Here is a 17,086-nt window from a genome sequence, read left to right as displayed (position 1 = left end):
GTGAGCCTACACAGGACCCCGCGTCGCGTCGAAGCGGGTTGGCCCTGATGGCGTCACCTTCGCGACGCGGCCGGAGCCTGGCATGCGGAGCCATCCGCTGACAGACCGGCGACGCGGCAAGGGCGTATAAGCATGCCCTCCATCCACCTGAGTCGCAAAGGAGTTTTTCATGCCAGAGAAAAAAGCCAGTGTTCATTGGGAAGGTGCCGGCAAGACCGGCAAGGGCGCCATCAGCACCGAGACCGGCGCGCTCAAGGACTATCCCTACGGCTTCGGCAGCCGCTTCGGGGACGACCGCAAGGGCACCAACCCGGAAGAGATCCTGGGCGCCGCGCACGCCGGCTGCTTCACCATGGCCTTCGCCTTCGCGCTGGAAGGCGCCGGCATCACGGCCACCTCTATCGATACCAAGGCGGCGGTGCGGCTGGTGCAGGACGGCCCCGGCTTCAAGATCGACCGCATCGCACTGGAAATGGAAGCGGTGATCCCGGGCATCGACCAGGCGAAGTTCGACGAACTGGCCGCGGGCGCCAAGGCGGGCTGCCCGCTGTCGAAGGCGCTGGCCAGCGTGCCGGAGATCACGCTGAAGGCGACGCTCAAGAGCTGAGTCCGCGTGGGCAGCGCTGCTGCGTATCATCGCCGGCCACATCACAACGACATGGAGACCGGCATGAAGCGCAGCGCGCCCGCAGCGATGATGAGAAGGACCCTGGCCAAGGCCGCGCTCGCGGCCTGTGCCGCATGGGCCGCGTGGCCCGCGCTGGCCGCCTTTCCCGACAAGCCCATCAAGGTCGTGATCGGCTTTCCTGCAGGCGGCCCGCTGGACCAGCATGCGCGCCTGCTCACCGACCGACTGCAGGCCGTGCTGGGCCAGCCCATCATCGTCGACTACAAGCCGGGGGCCGGTGGTTCGGTGGGCGCCGAGGCCGTGGCCAAGAGCGCGCCCGACGGCTACACCCTGATGCTGGCCAACACCGGCGTGGCCGTGATCAACGGCGCGCTGTACAGCAAGCTGCCCTACAACACGCAGCGCGACTTCGTCCCGATCGCCCGTACCGCCATGCAGCCGCTGGCGCTGCTGGTCACGCCCAAGCTGCCGGTGAAGAACCTGCAGGAATTCATCGCCTACGCCAAGGCCCGGCCCGGCCAGGTCAACTACGGCTCGGCCGGCAACGGCGGCATCAGCCACCTGGTGCCCGAGATGTTCAAGACGCAGGCCGGCATCTTCATGGTCCACATTCCCTACCGCGGCAGCGCCCCGGCCTTCACCGACCTGATGGGCGGCCAGGTGCAGTTCATGGCCGAGTCCATTCCGCAGGCGGCCAGCTACCACAAGCAGGGCAAGGTGCGCGCCCTGGCCGTGACCAGCCGCGAGCGCAACCCCGCGCTGCCGGACATCCCGACGGTGATGGAAGCCGGCGTCAAGGACTTCGACGTCGTGGGCTTCTACGGCTTCTTTGCGCCCGCCGCGACACCGAAGGACGTGGTGGCCAGGCTGTCCGACGCCTTCCGCCAGGTGCTCTCCAACCCGGAGCTGCGCGAGCGCATGGTGAGCCAGGGCGCCGACCCCGCCTTCATGGGCAGCGAGGACTTCGGCCGCTTCCTCGCCACCGAGACGCCGCGCTGGGACAAGGCGGTGAAGGCCTCGGGCGCGCGCATGGACTGAGGACCCGCGGCACAGCTCTTGCATGTCGGGCAGGAGGCGGCCGATCGGCGGCTGCCTCTACCTCTTGCCCAGGACGCCCGACATGCCCTCTCCCTCCCGCCGCATCGCCCTGCTCGGCCTTGCCTTCGCCGCCCTGCTGGGCACCGGCGCCGCCCAGGCCCAGGCCGCGCTCGACAACATCCTGAAGTCGAAGACCCTCAAGGTCGCCATTCCCACCGACTACCCACCCTACGGCTCGGTCGACAAGACCATGACGCCCATCGGCCTGGACGTCGACATGGCCCGGCTCATCGCCACCAAGCTGGGCGTGAAGGTGGAACTGGTGCCCGTCACCAGCGCCAACCGCATTCCCTACCTGCAGACGAAGAAGGCGGACCTGGTCATCTCCACCCTGGGCAAGAACGCCGAGCGCGAGAAGGTGATCGACTTCAGCTCGGCCTATGCGCCTTTCTTCCAGGGCGTGTTCGGCCCCAAGAGCATGCCGGTGAAGAGCTTCGGCGACCTGGCGGGCAAGACGGTGGCCGTCACCCGCGGCGCCATGGAGGACCAGGAACTCAACAAGGTGGCGCCCGCCAACGTCGACTATCGCCGCTTCGAGGACAACAACGCCACCATCGCCGCCTTCGTCTCGGGCCAGACCCAGATCCTCGCGGCCAGCGGCGCCGTTGCGGCCGAGATGATCACGAAGAACCCGCAGATCAACGCGGAGTTCAAGCTGCTGCTCAAGGACAGCCCCTGCTACATCGGCATCGCCAAGGGCGAGGACCCGCTCAAGGCCAAGGTGAACGAGATCATCGCCGCCGCCAAGAAGGACGGCACGCTGGACGCCATGTCCAAGAAGTGGCTGGGCAAGGGCATCGGCGAACTGCCCGTCTGAACGCGCGCCGCCATGGAGTTCGACTTCGGCGCCATCCTGGTCGACTGGCGCATGCTCGCCAGGGGCGTGGCCTGGACACTGGGGCTCACGGCCATCGCCACCGTCATTGGCATGGTGGTGGGCACGCTGTGCGCCTGGGCACGGGCGAACGGTCCGCCCTGGCTCCGCTGGCTGGTGGGCACGTACGTGGAGCTGATCCGCAACACGCCCTTCATCGTGCAGCTCTTCTTCATCTTCTTCGGGCTGCCGGCGGCGGGGGTCAAGCTCACGCCCGAGGTGGCCTCGGTGATCGCCATGGTGCTCAACCTGGGGGCCTACGCCACCGAGATCATCCGCGCCGGCATCGAGGCGACGCCACGCGGGCAGATCGAGGCCGCGCTGAGCCTGGCTTTGAACAAGGTGCAGGTCTTCACGCGGGTGATCCTGCCGCCCGCGCTTCGCAAGGTGTGGCCGGCCATGGTGAGCCAGATCATCATCGTGATGCTGGGCTCGGCCGTGTGCAGCCAGATCTCGGTGGAAGAACTCAGCTACGCGGCCAACCTGATCCAGAGCCGCAACTTCCGCGCCTTCGAGGCCTTCATCGTGGCCACGTTGGTGTACCTGCTCCTGTCCATCCTGGCGCGCCGGCTGCTCAACTGGATGGGTCCGCGCTTTTTCTTCGGGCGTTGAGCGCATGAACGACTTCTCGCTCTGGGACATCCTGCGCAACCTGCTGCTGGCGCTGCGCTGGACGGTGGCGCTGTCAGCCATCGCCTTCGTGGGCGGCGGGCTGGTGGGGGCGCTGCTGCTGTTCGCGCGCCTGTCCGGCGGACGATTCGCCGACAAGGCGGTCGGGCTCTACGTGCAGCTCTTCCAGGGCACGCCGCTGCTGATGCAGCTCTTCCTGGCCTACTTCGGCATTGCGCTGCTGGGCATCGAGGTCTCGCCGTGGACGGCGGCGGCGCTGGCCCTCACGCTCTACACCAGCGCCTTCCTCACCGAGATCTGGCGCGGCTGCGTGGCCTCCATCCCCAAGGGTCAGTGGGAGGCTTCCACGAGCCTGGCGCTGCGCTTTGGCGAGCAGATGCGCCACATCATCCTGCCGCAGGCGCTGAAGATTGCCATCGCGCCCACGGTGGGCTTCCTGGTGCAGGTGATCAAGGGCACCGCCCTCGCGTCGGTGATCGGCTTCGTGGAGCTCACCAAGGCCGGCAGCATGATTTCCAACGCCACCTTCAAGCCCTTCGTGGTGTTCAGCTGCGTGGCCCTGATGTACTTCGCCCTGTGCTTCCCGGTGAGCCTGCTGGCTCGCCAACTCGAGAGAAAGACCCATGGCCGCCGTGCTTGAACCATCGCAAACGCAAGAGCGCGTGGCGCCGCCGCCCGGTGGCGCGCCCATCGTGCGCATCACGGCGCTGCGCAAGTCCTACGGCACGAACGAGGTGCTCAAGGGCATCGACCTGGATGTGCGGCGCGGCGAGGTCATCGCCATCATCGGCAAGAGCGGCTCGGGCAAGAGCACGCTTCTTCGCTGCATCAACGGGCTGGAGGTGTTCCAGGAAGGTGCGCTCACGGTGGACGGCAAGCCGCTGCTGCACGAAAGCGCCATGGCCATGCGCGAGTTGCGCCAGCGCGTGGGCATGATCTTCCAGGGCTTCAATCTCTTTCCGCATCTCACGGTGGGACGCAACGTGATGCTGGCCCCCATGCTGGTCAAGAGCCGCCAGAAGATCCAGGCTGCCTCGCAGGCGCGCAAGCTGCTGGCCCGCGTGGGGCTGGAAGAGAAGTTCGACGCCATGCCCGAGCAGCTTTCCGGCGGCCAGCAGCAGCGCGTGGCCATTGCGCGCGCCCTGGCCATGGAGCCCGCGGTGCTGCTGTGCGACGAGATCACCTCGGCGCTCGACCCCGAGCTGGTGGGCGAGGTGCTGCGCGTGGTCGAGTCGCTGGCCGAGGAAGGCATGACCCTGCTCATGGTCACGCACGAGATGAACTTCGCCCGCAAGGTGGCCGACCGGGTGATCTTCATGCACCAGGGCCGCGTGCACGAGATGGCGCCGCCGGCGCAGCTGTTCGGCGATCCGCAGACGCCGGAGCTCAAGCAGTTCCTGTCCTCGCTGCACGATTAGTTGAACCCGCGGGCCTGTGGCAAGCTCACAGGTCCATGCCCCCTCGCCTGCAACATGCCTCGCGCCGCCTCTTCCTGCTGCGCGCCAGCGCGGTCGCCCTGCCCCTGGGCCTGCCGCTGGCCGCGCACGCCGGCTTCAACTTCTTCCTGAGCGAATACACCGCGAGCCGCGAAGAGCTGCAGGCCGAGATCACCAAGCGCTTCCCGCTCACGCAGCGCTATGCCGAGGTGTTCAACGTCTCGCTGCTCGATCCGGTGCTGGCGCTGGACGCGGGGGCCAACCGCGCGGCCCTCACCGCGCGGCTGTCCATCAACAGCCCCTTCCTGCAGCCTTCGACCGTGGGCGGCATGGTGTCCATCAGCAGCGCGCTGCGCTACGACGCGCCGGCGCTGGCCCTGCGCCTGCAGGACCCGCGCGCCGAGCGGCTGGAGCTGGATGGCGTCACCGGGCGCGACGCCGAGCGCCTGAAGCGCATCGGCGGCGCCGTGGCGCAGGAGCTGCTGCAGGGCTACCCCTTGCGCACCTTCAAGCCCGAGGAACTGCGCTTCGGCCGCAAGACCTACGAGATCGGCGACATCACCGTGGCACAGGATGAGATCAAGGTGCAGCTGAAGTAGTCCGGCTCAGAGTGGCGATGCCGCCGACGGCACGCGGATGGTGCCGCCCAGGTGCATGCCGCCGTCCAGGTGGATCATCTCGCCGGTGGTGCTGCGCGCACCCTCGATGAGCCAGATCACCGCGTCGGCCACGTCTTCGGCGCTGCTGGCGCGGGCCAGCGGCGACATCTGCTCGTAGCCGGCCTTGAGCTTCTCCGCCGCCTCGGCGCCCACGCCGTCGACGAACCACCGCGTGGTGATGAGGCCGGGGCACACCGCGTTCACCCGCACCTTCGGCGCCAGCGTGCGGGCCAGGTGCAGGGTCATCGAATTGACCGCGCCCTTGGAGGCCACGTAGGGCACCGACGATCCGATGCCCAGGCTGCCAGCGATGGAAGACACGTTCACCACCGCGCCGCCGCTTGACTTGAGCGCTTCGGCCGCGGCTCGCACCATCTGGAAGGCACCGATCACGTTCACCGCGTAGATGCGCTGGAAGGCCTCGGCGTCCAGCGCATCCCACTGGCCGGCGCCCACGAAGGTGGTGATGCCGGCGTTGTTGACCAGCGCATCCAGCCGCTTCCAGCGCGCGAGCGCGGCCTCGACCATGGCGCGGCAATCTGCGTCGCTGGCAACGTCGCCGCGCACCAGCAGGGTGTCGGCGCCGGCGGCGCGGCAGGCGGCTTCCGAGGCATGCGCTTCCTGCTCGCTGCGGCTGTAGTTGATCAGCACGTCGTAGCCGCGCCTGGCCAGTTCCAGCGCGGTGGCGGCACCGACGCCGGTGGCCGAGCCGGTGACGATGGCGGCCTTGCGTTCACTCATGGGAGCACTCCTCTTGCTGTTGGGTGGGGCATGTTAAGCATGGCCCGCCATCGATGCAGGCCCTCGCGATTCTCCGCAGCCTGCGCCCGGGCGGAATGAGGTCGGGACGATGGCCGACATCGCCTTGTCGGCCGACTGTGGCAAGCTGCGCCGCCATGTCCGCATTCCGCCCCCGCCTTGCCACGCCGCTGCTGGCCCTCCTCGTGGCCGCGCCGGCCCTGGCCTTTGACCTGCAGGCCCACCGTGGCGGACGCGGCCTGGCGCCCGAGAACACCCTGGCCGCCTTCGCGCAGGCCGCGGCCCTGGGCGTGGACACGCTGGAACTGGACATCGGCCTGAGCGCCGACGGCGTGGTCGTGGTCTCGCACGACACCTCGCTCAACCCCGACCACACCCGGGACGCGCAAGGCCAGTGGCTCGCCGCCAAGGGCCCGACGATCCGCTCGCTGACCCTGGCCGAACTGCAGCGCTACGACGTCGGCCGCATCCGCGCCGAAAGCGACTACGGCAAGCAGTTCACCCGGCAGCAGGCGGCGGACGGCCAGCGCATTCCCACCCTGGCCGCGCTGTTCGAGCAGGTGCGGGCCACGCCCGGCTCGAAGCTGCGCTTCAACATCGAGACCAAGGTCGACCCCACGCTGCCGGACGAGACCGCATCGCCCGACGCGATCACCGACGCCCTGCTGGCCGAGATCGAGCGCGCCGGCATGGCGGGCCGCGTGACCATCCAGAGCTTCGACTGGCGCACCCTGGCCCGCGTCGGCCAGCGTGCGCCGCAGATTCCGCGCGCCTATCTCAGCAGCGGCCGCACGCTGGCCGACCCGCGCTGGACGATGGGGCTGGAACTGGCATCCCATGGCGGCTCGGCGCCGCAGCTGCTGAAGGCGGCCGCCGGCCCCTCGACCGCGCCGCTGACCTGGTCGCCGGCCTATCGCGACCTGACGCAGGCCCAGGTGCAGGAAGCGCACAAGCTGGGCCTGCTGGTGCTCCCCTGGACGGTGAATGCCCGCGCCGACATGGCCCGCCTGCTCGACCTGGGCGTGGACGGCATCATCACCGACTACCCCGATGTGCTGCGCGAGCTGATGCGCGAGCGCGGCATGCCCCTTCCCAACGGCACGGAGGCAGTGAAATGAGCACTCGAACTTCCACCACGCTGGAAACGCAATGGCAGTCGCTGTCCAAGGCGCTGGAGCAGTTGCGAAGCGGCCAGGGCGGCATCGACAACCTGTCGGCGCGCGCCAGCGAGGCGGCCGAGTTGCGCGCCGCGCTGCCCGAGCGCTTCGAGACCGTGCTGGGCGACCTGCTGGACCGCCTCTCGGCCAGTGCCCTGTTCAGCGACGAAAGCTGTTCGTTCAGCCAGAAGGACCTGCTGGACGGCCTGCAGTCCTGGCTGGCCCACGCGCGCCTTCGGCTGGAGATGGACGGCTAGTCAGACGTGGCGCGTCACCGCGTTGGCGCGCCCTTCCTCGTCGCCAGGCTGCGCATCGGCGCGGTCGTGCAGCGCCTCGATCAGCAGGCAGTGCGGACCGGTGCCGTCGCAGCAATCCCGCAGGGACTTGAGCTTGGCCTCCAGCGCCTGCAGCTCGATCAGGCGCTCGTGCACATGCGACAGGTGCGCATCCAGCGCCACGCAGGCGGCGGCGCAATCGGCCTTGCGCGAGAGGTCCAGGCCCAGCAGGGTGCGCACCTCGTCCAGCGACATGTCCATGGCCCGGCACATGCGGATGAAGCGCAGCTGGTGCAGGTCCGATTCGCTGTAGAGGCGGTAGCTGTTCTCGCCGCGTGCGGCCGGCGCGAGCAGGCCTTGTGATTCGTAGTAGCGGATGTTGGCGGCGCTCACGCCGCTGCGGTCTGCCGCTTGGCCGATGCGATAACCTTGACCGGCGGACGGCTTTTTTCCTGGCATGGCTTGACCTTGAAGGGACTTGAAGCTTTCCAATGGTGGCACACCTGAAAAAGCCCTGCACCCATGTCCGACGCCTGCTGCGACCCCAAGCCCTCTGCTCCCAAGACCGTACCCGCCGCCGCGGCGCTGGATGACTGCTGCGGGTGCGGCGCCGGCGCTCCGATCCCGCTGCGCGCCCCGGCGAAAAAGGCGGCGCATGGCCACGAGCACCACGACCACGGCCACGACCATGCGCACGCACACGAAGGCGCGGAAGACGGCCACGACCACGGCCCCCTGCCCGGCATCGGGCGCCTCGCCGCCTCGCTGGTGGCGGCCATCTCCGCCGAGCTGCTGCATTTCCTCGCGCCCGACACCACTGCCTGGCACGTGGCCGGCATGGCGCTGGCGGCGCTGGCCATCGCGCTGGCGGGCATCGGCATCTACCAGAGCGGGCTGCGCGCGCTGCTGCGCGGCAAGCTGGGCATCGACACGCTGATGACGGTGGCGGTCACCGGCGCCTTCCTCATCGGCCAGTGGCCCGAGGCGGCGATGGTGATGGCGCTGTATGCGCTGGCCGAGCTCATCGAGCACCGCGCGGCCGACCGCGCGCGCCACGCCATCTCCAGCCTGATGGCGCTGGCACCCGAAGAAGCCGAAGTGATGCGCGAGGACGGCAGCTGGCAGCGCATGCCCGCGCGCGATGTGGCCATGGACGCGACGGTGCGCGTGCGCCCCGGGGAGCGGTTGCCTTTCGACGGCGACATCACTGCGGGCCAGAGCGCCATCGACCAGTCCAGCGTGACGGGCGAGAGCATCCCGGTGGACAAGGGGGTGGGCGATGCGGTCTTCGCCGGCACCATCAACCAGGGTGGCGAGCTGCAATTTCGCGTGACCGCCCCGGCCGGCACCACCACGCTCGACCGCATCATCCACGCGGTGGAAGAGGCGCAGGCCACCCGCGCACCCACGCAGCGCTTCGTCGACCGCTTCGCCGCCATCTACACGCCCGCCGTCTTCGCGATCGCTGTGGCGGTGGCGGTGCTGCCGCCGCTCCTCATGGGCTGGGCCTGGGTCGACGCCATCTACAAGGCGCTGGTGTTGCTGGTGATCGCCTGCCCCTGCGCGCTGGTGCTGTCCACACCGGTGACGGTGGTGAGCGCGCTCACCTCGGGCGCGCGGCGCGGCATCCTGATCAAGGGCGGCAACCACCTGGAGGCCGCACGCTTGCTCAAGGCGATCGCGCTGGACAAGACCGGCACCATCACCGAGGGCAAGCCGAAGCTGGTGCACTGGCAGGTCTGGGGCGGCGCGCAGCCGGCCGACGTGCAGCGTGCCGCCGCGGGGCTGGCCGGCCGCTCGGACCACCCGGTGTCGCGTGCCATCCTGGCCGGCATCCCCGAGCACTTCCGCAGCGAAGCCTACGAGATCACCGACTTCAAGGCCCTGCCGGGCCGCGGCACCGAGGGCCGCATCGCCGGCGACCTGCTGGTGCTGGGCAACCACCGCCTGGTCGAGGACCGCGGCCAGTGCGGCGACGAGCTGGAAGCCGCGCTGCGCGAGCACGAGCGCCAAGGCCGCACCGTGACGCTGCTGGCCAGCGCCCGCAGCGTGATCGGGCTCTTCGCAGTGGCCGACACCGTCAAGCCGACCGCGCGCGCGGCCATCGCCGAGCTGGAGGCGATGGGCGTGGCGCCCGTCATGCTCACCGGCGACAACGAGGCCACGGCGCGCGCGGTGGCCTCCCAGGCCGGCCTCACCGAGCTGCGCAGCAACCTGCTGCCCGAAGAAAAGCAGGGCGCCATCCGCGAGCTGCAGCAACGCTTCGGCCCCACCGGCATGACCGGCGACGGCATCAACGACGCACCCGCGCTCGCCCAGGCCGACATCGGCTTCGCCATGGGCAAGGCCGGCACCGACATCGCCATGGAAGCGGCCGACGTGGTGATCATGAACGACGACCTGCGCCGCCTGGCCGAGACGGTGCGCCTGTCGCGCCGCACGCACGGCGTGCTGTGGCAGAACATCTCGCTGGCGCTGGGCATCAAGCTGGTGTTCCTGTTGCTGGCGGTGGCGGGCCAGGCCACCATGTGGATGGCCGTGTTCGCCGACATGGGCGCCAGCCTGCTGGTGATCGCCAACGGCCTGCGCCTGCTGCGCCACAAGGGCTGAGGCACACACAGGGGGTTACGGAGCGCGCGGGCAGGCCCCCATAATCGGCCGCCATGCCCCTTGGACAGAACGCGAACTCCACTTCCATCAGCAGCGCGCCGGCCGGCGCCATCACCGACGTGGCCGGCATCGAGGTCGGTCATTTCAGCGACCCGCGGCGGCCCACCGGCTGCACCGTGATCCTCACCCGGGGCGGCGCAGTCGGCGGCGTCGACGTGCGCGGCGCCGCGCCCGGCACGCGCGAGACCGACCTGCTGGCGCCGGGCAACCTCGTCTCCAGCGTGCATGCGGTGATGCTGGCCGGCGGCAGCGCCTGGGGCCTGGCCGCCGCCGAGGGCGCAGTGCGTTGGCTGGAGGAAAAAGGCGTGGGCATGGACGTGCGCTTCGGCACCCTGCCCATCGTGCCGGCCGCCGTGCTCTTCGACCTGCCCGTGGGCGATGCACGCATCCGACCGGACGCGGCTGCAGGCTACGCCGCCTGTGAAGCGGCCTCCACTGCGGCGCCCGCCGAAGGCAACGTGGGCGCTGGCAGCGGCGCGCTGGTGGGCAAGCTCTTCGGCGTGGAACGCGCGATGAAAGGCGGCATCGGCACTGCCTCGGTCACCGTGGCCGGCATCACCGTGGGCGCGCTCATCGCCTGCAACGCGCTGGGCGACGTGATCGACCCCGACACCGCGCAGGTGGTGGCCGGCGCGCGCACCGCGGACGGCCACGCCCTTCTCGACACGCGCCGCGCCTTGCTGCGCGGCGACCTGCCCAAGCCCCTGCTGGCCGGCACCAACACCACGCTGGGCGTGGTGGCCACCGATGCCACGCTCACCAAGGTGCAGGCCAACCGCCTGGCCACCGTGGCGCACGACGGCCTGGCCCGCGCCATCAACCCGGTGCACACCATGAGCGATGGCGACACGCTGTTCGCCCTGGCCACCGGACGCGCCGCAGCCGGCGCCGAGCAGTTGGGCATGACGGTGCTCAGCGCCATGGCGGCGGAGGTGGTGGCGCGAGCGACCCTGCGCGCCGTGCTGGCTGCGCGCGCCATCGACGTGCTCTCGGGCGGCGTGCCGCTGCACATCCCGAGCGCATCGGACCTCGCGGGGCACTGAGCCATGCCCAAGACGCTGAAGCTGATCCTCCTGTCGATCCGCGACCTGCTGGTCTCGGCGGGGCCGGTGGCTTTCATCGTGGCGGGCCTGCTGGTGCTGGCCTACTGGTGGCTCGATCCGCAGCCGCCCAAACAGGTCACGCTGGCCACAGGGCCTGCGGGCAGCGCCTACGCGGAGTTCGGCAAGCGCTACGCGGATGCCCTCAAGACCAACGGCATCGAGGTGATCCTCAAGCCCACCGACGGCTCGCTGGACAACCTGGAGCTGCTGCGCAAGGGCGAGGCCGACGTGGCCTTCGTGCGCGGCGGCAGCGCGGACCCGGTCAAGGACGAGGAGGCCGGGCTCACTTCGCTGGGCGCCCTCTTCTACGAGCCCCTGTGGGTGTTCTACCGCAGCGACGCGGTGCAGCGCGCCGAGCAGAAGAAGCGCAAGAGCGAGCGCCGCAAGGAGGGCAAGGAACTCGATGCGCTGGCGCAGCTCAGGGGCTTCCGGCTCAACATCGACAAGCCTGGCAGCGGCGTGCCGCAGATCATCACGCAGCTGCTGCGGGCCAACCATGTGGACCCGGAGTCGGTCGAGCTTTCGCACCTGGAACAGACCCCCGCCGCCGAGGCGCTGGAAGCCGGCATGCTCGATGCCATCGTGCTCGCCTCGGCGCCGCAGTCGCCGCTGGTGCAGAAGCTGCTGCGCTCGCCCGGCATCGAGCTGATGAACTTCGAGCAGGCCGAGGCCTACGTGCGGCGCTTCGCCTTCCTCTCGGACGTGACGCTGCCGCGCGGCGTGGTCGACCTGGCGGCCGACCTGCCGCGCCATGACGTGACGCTGCTGGCCACGACCACCTCGCTGCTTGCACGGGAAAAAACGCACCCGGCCCTGCGCCAGTTGTTCGCGCAGAGCGCGCAGCAGATCCACAGCTCGGGCGGCTGGTTCAACCGGGCGCGCGACTTTCCCAACACCAAGACCAGCGAACTGCCGGTGAGCCCCGAAGGCGACCGCGCCATCAACGGCACGCCGCCCTTCTGGCAACGCTACCTGCCCTTCTGGGCCAGCAACCTGTTCGAGCGCATGTGGCTGGTGCTGGGCGGCCTGCTGGTGCTGATGCTGCCGCTCACCCGCGTGGTGCCGCCGCTCTACCAGTTCCGGGTGCGCAGCCGGGTGTTCCGCTGGTACGCGCAGCTGCGCGACATCGAGCACCGCGCCGACACGCGCGCCGAGTCGCCCGATGTGCTGCTGCGCGAGCTCGAATCGCTGGAGACCCTTGCCAACAAGGTCACCGTGCCGCTCTCGTACGCCAGCGAGCTGTATGAGCTGCGCAGCAACATCTACGCGACGCGCCGGCGGCTGACCGCGCAGAAGGATGCGCAGGCATGAGCGAGCTGGCGGAGAACCTTCCCGTCGAGACCGCGCCTGCACCGGCCGCCGCACCGGCTGTCTCCGACTCGGAGATCGCCCAGCAGGAACGCCGCCGCCTACTGCGCTTCCTGCTGCGGCTGGGCCACCTGCTGCTGGCCACCGGCGCAGCGGCCGGCGTGGTGGAGACCACGCTGCGCCGCGTGGCGCAGAACTACAAGATCAAGCAGTTCAACACGCTGGCGCTGCCCACCGTGGTCTTCGTCAACTTCGCCGACGAGGACGCCAGCCTTCAGATCGAGTTCACCGCCGAGCAGGGCCTGGTGCTGCGCTTCGACCAGGTCGAGGCCACCTACGAGCTGGCGCGCGATGCCGAGCGCACCTCGCTGGACCCCACCGAAGGCCTGCGCCGCGTGAACGCCATCCTGGCCATGCCGCCACCGCTCAAGCCGCACTGGAGCGTGCTGGGCCACGTGCTGGCCACCGGGGGCATCGCCCTGATCCTGCGGCCCTCGGCCGACGTACTGCTGTCTGCAGCCTTCTTCGGCCTCGTGGTGGGGGTGCTGCGTCAGCTGATGGGGCGCGGCGGCATCGTCAACACGCTGATGCCGATGTTCTGTGCCTTCGTGGTGGCGCTGCTGGCGCTGCTGGGTGCGCGCCATGGCATGGCGGGCAGCCCGATCTACGTGCTGGTGGCGGCGCTCTACACCTTCCTGCCCGGCGGCACGCTGGCGGTCGCCACGGTGGAGCTGGCCTATGGCGACATCGTCTCGGGCGCCACGCGCTTCGTGTCTGGGATGCTGCAGCTGGTCTTCCTGATGCTGGGCATGCTGACGGCGGCCTCCATCGTCGGCTTGCCGCCGGACAAGCTGCTGGTGCCGGTGTCCGACGCGGCGGTGCGGGCCTGGGCGCCCTGGCTGGGCGTGCTGCTCTTCGCCCTGGGTCACTGGCTGCACTACTCCACCACGCGCCGCGCCCTGCCCTGGGTCCTGGCCCTGCTGCTGATTGCCTTGGCAGGGCAACAGATCGGCAACGCGCTCTTCGGCGGCTACATGAGCGGCTTCTTCGCCGCGGTGCTGATCACGCCGGCCGCCTACATCGTGCAGTACCGCTTCGCCGGCCCGCCCTTCATGGTGACCTTCATCCCGGCGCTGTGGATCCTGGTGCCCGGCTCGCTGGGCCTGATCGGCATGGCCGAGCTGGTGGGCAACGACCGGCTGGCCGGCGTGGAGAACTTCGTGACCACGCTCTTCACCATCGTCGCCGTCGGCCTGGGCTCGGTGGTGGGCACGGCCGTCTACAACGTGCTGTTCGAGCCGGTGTTCCAGCGCGCCGGCACCATGTCCGACATCATGCTGCGCTACCTCAAGCTGCGGCGCTGAAGGGGCTTGTCCGGGCCGGGACAGCGCGGTCCGGCCGGGCGCGGCACAATCGCCGCTCCGGCCTTGGCCGGAAAAGCGTTCTCAGGGCGGGGTGCAACTCCCCACCGGCGGTGAAGGCCAGGCAACCTGACGGTTGTGATGGCACAAGCCCGCGAGCGCCCGTGCCCACCTGCGGCACGGGGTCAGCAGACCCGGTTGGATTCCGGGGCCGACGGTACAGTCCGGATGAAAGAGAGCGCGTGACCGCGCCCCTGGGCGCGCGCCGTCCTTGCGTCGTCGCGTGCCCGAGGCGCTGCTGCGTGCGCCCTGATTCAGGCAATCCTGCATTCAACGAGGTGCACCATGAGTCAGATCAACGACCTTCCCATCAACGCCGTGCCTGTTGCCGCCAAAGACGGCGCCGGCCAGCGCATCGCCTTCGTCCAGGCGCAATGGCATTCCGACATCGTCCGCCAGGCCCGCGACGCCTTCCTCGAGGAGATGGCGCGCCTGGGCGTGCCGCGCGAGCGCATCGACGTGTTCGACGTGCCCGGCGCCTTCGAGATCCCGCTGCATGCCAAGCGGCTGGCCCTGTCGGGCCGCTACGCCGGCATCGTCGCCTGCGCCCTGGTGGTGGACGGCGGCATCTACCGCCACGAGTTCGTCGCCAACACGGTGGTGAGCACGCTGATGTCGCTGCAGCTGGAGACCAACGTGCCGATGTTCTCGGCGGTGCTCACGCCGCACCACTTCCACGAGCACGTGGAGCATCGCAAGTACTTCCACCGCCACTTCGCCGTCAAGGGTGCCGAGGTGGCCGAGGCCTGCGTGAAGACGCTCGAAGGGCTCAAGCAGGTCGAGGCGCTGCTGGCCGCCTGAGGCGGGCATGTTCGAAGGGCGCGAGCCCTTCGCCCTCCCCGCGCCCGGGTGACTGGGCGGGGCGACGCGGGCTTGCCGCCGCGCATTCCGATAATGCGCCGCATGAGCACACGCAAAGCCCCCTCCACCGACTACCCGATGACCATCTTCCACAAGCCCAACTGCAGCACCTCGCGCAACGTGCTGCAGCTGATCCGCGAAAGCGGCGTGGAACCCGAGATCATCGAGTACCTCAAGACCCCGCCTACGAAGCAGAAGCTGGGCGAGCTGGCCAAGGCCATGGGCATGGGTGCGCGCGAGTTGCTGCGCACCAAGGAAGATCCGTACACGGAGCTGAAGCTGGACGACCCCAAGTGGAGCGATGACCAGATCCTCGACGCCATCGTGGCGCACCCCATCCTGCTGCAGCGCCCCATCGTGGTCTCGCCGCGCGGCACGCTGATGTGCCGTCCGTGGGAACGCGTGCGCGAGATCCTGCCGGCATGAGCGCGCCGCATTCCAGCGCTTCGGCACAGGCCGTGCTCGACTTCTGGCGCGAGGCCGGTCCGCAGAAGTGGTTCAAGAAGGACGAGGCCTTCGACGCGCAGTTCAAGGCGCGCTTCGAGGCCGCGCACGAAGCCGCCGCCAGCGGCGCATTCGACCATTGGGGCGACAGCGCGGAGGGCTCGCTCGCCCTGCTGGTGCTGCTGGACCAGCTGCCGCGAAATGCCTGGCGCAACACGGCCCGCATGTACGCCACCGACGACAAGGCGCTGGAAGTGGCGCGACGCGCAGTGGATGCCGGGCAGGACATGCAGATCGAAGACCCGGGCCTGCGGGCCTTCTTCTACCTGCCTTTCATGCATTCGGAATCGCTGGCCGACCAGGAGCGCAGCGTGGCGCTGTGCGCGCGGGCGGATGCCAACAACCTGCGCTTCGCGAAACACCACCGCGACATCGTGGCGCGCTTCGGACGCTTTCCACACCGCAACGAGGTGCTGGGGAGGGAATCGACAGCGGAGGAATCGGCTTTCCTGGCCGAAGGCGGATTTACCGGCTAGTGGCGCGGTTGGTCGAGGCGAGTCTCGGCCCGGTCCAGGCGAGAACGCCGGATCAGGCCGAGGCGTAGACCCGCAGGGCCAGGTTGCGCAGCCGATCCAGTTGCGCGGCCTCCTCGGACTCGCGCAGGCTGCGCGCGGCGCGAGCCGCCACATACGAAACGTAGAGGTTCTCGATCTCGCGTTTCCAGGCATCCAGTTCCGGGCCGTTGCCGGCAGGCATGGCAGGCGCGGTGCGGCCGGCCTTCTTCAGGATCTGTGATTTCTGCTGGGTGCTGAGCATCTTGGACTCCCTGGCGCTCGGGTCTTTCGGTTGCAGTCAGCGTAATGCTTTAGCACGCAGGTATCCATCAGCTACAAGGCGTATGCGGGTGTAAGACGGTGCGCACTATTGCCGCTTTTCGCGGCCGACATCGCAGTCAGCCGAAGCGCTTGAGCAGCACAGGCACGGACACCAGCAGCAATGCGATGCCCGAAGCGGTGAGCAAACCCAGCACGATCTTGCGGAAGGCCAGTTCGCTGATGCCCAGGTAGAGCTTGCTGCCCAGCAGCACCGGCACCAGCACGGCCACCGCCACCAGCGCAAGCAGGGGCACCATTTCCCAGCGCACGTTGCCGCTGGCGATGTGCAGGCTGAAGGCCACCGTCTGCATCGCCAGGTTGAAGTTCTGGATCACGGCGCGCTGCTGATCGCGCGGCATCCGGCGCAGCGTGCACCACAGGGTGGGAATCACGCCGCTGAATCCGCCGACGCCGGCCATCACGCCGCCGATGCCGCCCATGAGGGCATCGGCCTTGCGCCCTCCCCAGCGGATCGGCGGCAGCCGGTCGGACACCAGCATCAGGGGACACCACACCGCAAGCAGCAGGCCCAGGCAGGCCTGGAACAGCGGCACGTCGAAGCGTGGCAGCAGCCAGATGCCCAGCGGCACGCCCAGCACGCCGCCGGCGAGGAAGGGCCACAGCAGCGTGCGCTCGAAGCCGCGGCGCGTCGTGACCGCGGCGATCACCTGTCCCGTGAGCGCGCCGAACACCGAGAGCACCGCGGCCAGCCGCGGCTCCACTGTCCAGGCCCAGATGGACATGGCCACCATGCCGAAAGCGAAGCCGGACAGGCCCTGGACGAAGCCCGCGACCACCGCGCCGAGCGCGACGATCGCGATGAGGGAAGTGCTCATGAAGCCCGCGCTGCGGGGGCGGCAGCCGCGCCGGGGGGCGGCAGCCGCGCCG

20 protein-coding genes and 1 riboswitch are annotated in these 17,086 nt (G+C 69.5%); of the genes, 16 read left to right on the top strand and 4 right to left on the bottom strand.

Annotated elements, in window-relative coordinates; genetic code table 11:
- Positions 1-169: 169 nt before the first annotated feature.
- The 7 genes from BM345_RS12635 to BM345_RS12605 all read left to right on the top strand — a co-directional run bounded on the left by BM345_RS12635 (position 170) and on the right by BM345_RS12605 (position 5,265).
- The gene (locus BM345_RS12635) at positions 170-607 is read left to right on the top strand and encodes an OsmC family protein (RefSeq protein ID WP_093379971.1); all 438 of its coding nucleotides are present in this window, start codon (positions 170-172) and stop codon (positions 605-607) included.
- A 90-nt stretch (positions 608-697) separates the two neighbouring features.
- The gene (locus BM345_RS12630) at positions 698-1,666 is read left to right on the top strand and encodes a Bug family tripartite tricarboxylate transporter substrate binding protein (RefSeq protein WP_093380197.1); all 969 of its coding nucleotides are present in this window, start codon (positions 698-700) and stop codon (positions 1,664-1,666) included.
- A gap of 82 nt (positions 1,667-1,748) precedes the next feature.
- Complete coding sequence (locus tag BM345_RS12625; protein ID WP_093379970.1) at positions 1,749-2,543, top strand: transporter substrate-binding domain-containing protein; 795 nt, start codon at positions 1,749-1,751, stop codon at positions 2,541-2,543.
- 12 nt (positions 2,544-2,555) lie between these two features.
- Complete coding sequence (locus BM345_RS12620; protein WP_093379968.1) at positions 2,556-3,212, top strand: amino acid ABC transporter permease; 657 nt, start codon at positions 2,556-2,558, stop codon at positions 3,210-3,212.
- Positions 3,213-3,216: 4 nt separating this feature from the next.
- Positions 3,217-3,870 carry an amino acid ABC transporter permease gene (locus BM345_RS12615; RefSeq protein WP_093379967.1) on the top strand — a complete coding sequence of 218 codons (654 nt, stop codon included), beginning with the start codon at positions 3,217-3,219 and terminating at the stop codon, positions 3,868-3,870.
- Positions 3,854-4,648: an amino acid ABC transporter ATP-binding protein gene (locus BM345_RS12610; RefSeq protein ID WP_093379965.1), complete on the top strand. Its 795-nt coding sequence runs from the start codon at positions 3,854-3,856 to the stop codon at positions 4,646-4,648. Before BM345_RS12615 ends, BM345_RS12610 begins: the two co-directional genes overlap by 17 nt.
- 35 nt (positions 4,649-4,683) lie before the next feature.
- Positions 4,684-5,265: a YceB family lipoprotein gene (locus BM345_RS12605; protein ID WP_093379964.1), complete on the top strand. Its 582-nt coding sequence runs from the start codon at positions 4,684-4,686 to the stop codon at positions 5,263-5,265.
- 6 nt (positions 5,266-5,271) lie between these two features.
- Here the strand turns inward: BM345_RS12605 and BM345_RS12600 are convergent, their stop codons facing one another.
- On the bottom strand, positions 5,272-6,066 hold the full coding sequence (locus BM345_RS12600; protein ID WP_093379962.1) for an SDR family NAD(P)-dependent oxidoreductase: 795 nt from the start codon (positions 6,064-6,066) through the stop codon (positions 5,272-5,274).
- A gap of 155 nt (positions 6,067-6,221) precedes the next feature.
- On the opposite strand from BM345_RS12600, the gene BM345_RS12595 reads away from it, so the two are divergent.
- Together BM345_RS12595 and BM345_RS12590 are read left to right on the top strand one after the other, a co-directional pair.
- Positions 6,222-7,202 carry a glycerophosphodiester phosphodiesterase gene (locus BM345_RS12595; protein ID WP_093379961.1) on the top strand — a complete coding sequence of 327 codons (981 nt, stop codon included), beginning with the start codon at positions 6,222-6,224 and terminating at the stop codon, positions 7,200-7,202.
- Positions 7,199-7,498 (top strand): hypothetical protein, encoded by a 300-nt coding sequence (locus BM345_RS12590; protein ID WP_093379959.1) that lies wholly within the window; start codon positions 7,199-7,201, stop codon positions 7,496-7,498. The genes BM345_RS12595 and BM345_RS12590 overlap by 4 nt, the downstream gene beginning before the upstream one ends.
- On the opposite strand, the gene BM345_RS12585 is transcribed toward BM345_RS12590, so the two are convergent.
- Positions 7,499-7,975 (bottom strand): Cd(II)/Pb(II)-responsive transcriptional regulator, encoded by a 477-nt coding sequence (locus BM345_RS12585; protein WP_093379958.1) that lies wholly within the window; start codon positions 7,973-7,975, stop codon positions 7,499-7,501.
- Between the two features lie 63 nt (positions 7,976-8,038).
- On the opposite strand from BM345_RS12585, the gene BM345_RS12580 reads away from it, so the two are divergent.
- The 7 genes from BM345_RS12580 to BM345_RS12550 all read left to right on the top strand — a co-directional run bounded on the left by BM345_RS12580 (position 8,039) and on the right by BM345_RS12550 (position 15,859).
- A complete protein-coding gene (locus BM345_RS12580) occupies positions 8,039-10,126 on the top strand; it encodes a heavy metal translocating P-type ATPase (RefSeq protein WP_093379956.1) in 2,088 nt (695 codons plus the stop codon).
- Positions 10,127-10,179: 53 nt separating this feature from the next.
- Positions 10,180-11,229, top strand: a complete 1,050-nt coding sequence (locus BM345_RS12575) for a P1 family peptidase (RefSeq protein ID WP_093379955.1) — start codon at positions 10,180-10,182, stop codon at positions 11,227-11,229.
- A 3-nt stretch (positions 11,230-11,232) separates the two neighbouring features.
- A complete protein-coding gene (locus tag BM345_RS12570) occupies positions 11,233-12,600 on the top strand; it encodes a TAXI family TRAP transporter solute-binding subunit (protein ID WP_093379953.1) in 1,368 nt (455 codons plus the stop codon).
- Entirely contained in the window at positions 12,597-13,961 is a 1,365-nt protein-coding gene (locus BM345_RS12565; protein ID WP_093379952.1) for a threonine/serine exporter family protein, read from the top strand. Before BM345_RS12570 ends, BM345_RS12565 begins: the two co-directional genes overlap by 4 nt.
- Positions 13,962-14,034: 73 nt before the next feature.
- A riboswitch (FMN riboswitch) is annotated at positions 14,035-14,202 on the top strand.
- 101 nt (positions 14,203-14,303) lie between these two features.
- Positions 14,304-14,819, top strand: coding sequence for a 6,7-dimethyl-8-ribityllumazine synthase (locus BM345_RS12560; RefSeq protein WP_093379950.1), 516 nt, complete (start codon positions 14,304-14,306; stop codon positions 14,817-14,819).
- Positions 14,820-14,921: 102 nt separating this feature from the next.
- Complete coding sequence (gene arsC, locus BM345_RS12555) at positions 14,922-15,305, top strand: arsenate reductase (glutaredoxin) (RefSeq protein ID WP_093379948.1); 384 nt, start codon at positions 14,922-14,924, stop codon at positions 15,303-15,305.
- Positions 15,302-15,859, top strand: coding sequence for a DUF924 family protein (locus BM345_RS12550; RefSeq protein ID WP_093379946.1), 558 nt, complete (start codon positions 15,302-15,304; stop codon positions 15,857-15,859). The genes arsC and BM345_RS12550 overlap by 4 nt, the downstream gene beginning before the upstream one ends.
- A gap of 52 nt (positions 15,860-15,911) precedes the next feature.
- On the opposite strand, the gene BM345_RS12545 is transcribed toward BM345_RS12550, so the two are convergent.
- Positions 15,912-16,139, bottom strand: coding sequence for a hypothetical protein (locus tag BM345_RS12545; protein WP_093379945.1), 228 nt, complete (start codon positions 16,137-16,139; stop codon positions 15,912-15,914).
- 136 nt (positions 16,140-16,275) lie between these two features.
- Complete coding sequence (locus BM345_RS12540) at positions 16,276-17,034, bottom strand: sulfite exporter TauE/SafE family protein (RefSeq protein WP_093379943.1); 759 nt, start codon at positions 17,032-17,034, stop codon at positions 16,276-16,278.
- Between the last annotated feature and the right edge of the window lie 52 nt (positions 17,035-17,086).

The organism is Variovorax sp. OV329 (assembly GCF_900114785.1).
GTDB lineage: Bacteria > Pseudomonadota > Gammaproteobacteria > Burkholderiales > Burkholderiaceae_C > Variovorax.
The sequence above is the reverse complement of the archived record's forward strand: the minus strand, read 5'-3'. Positions and strand labels throughout refer to the sequence as shown.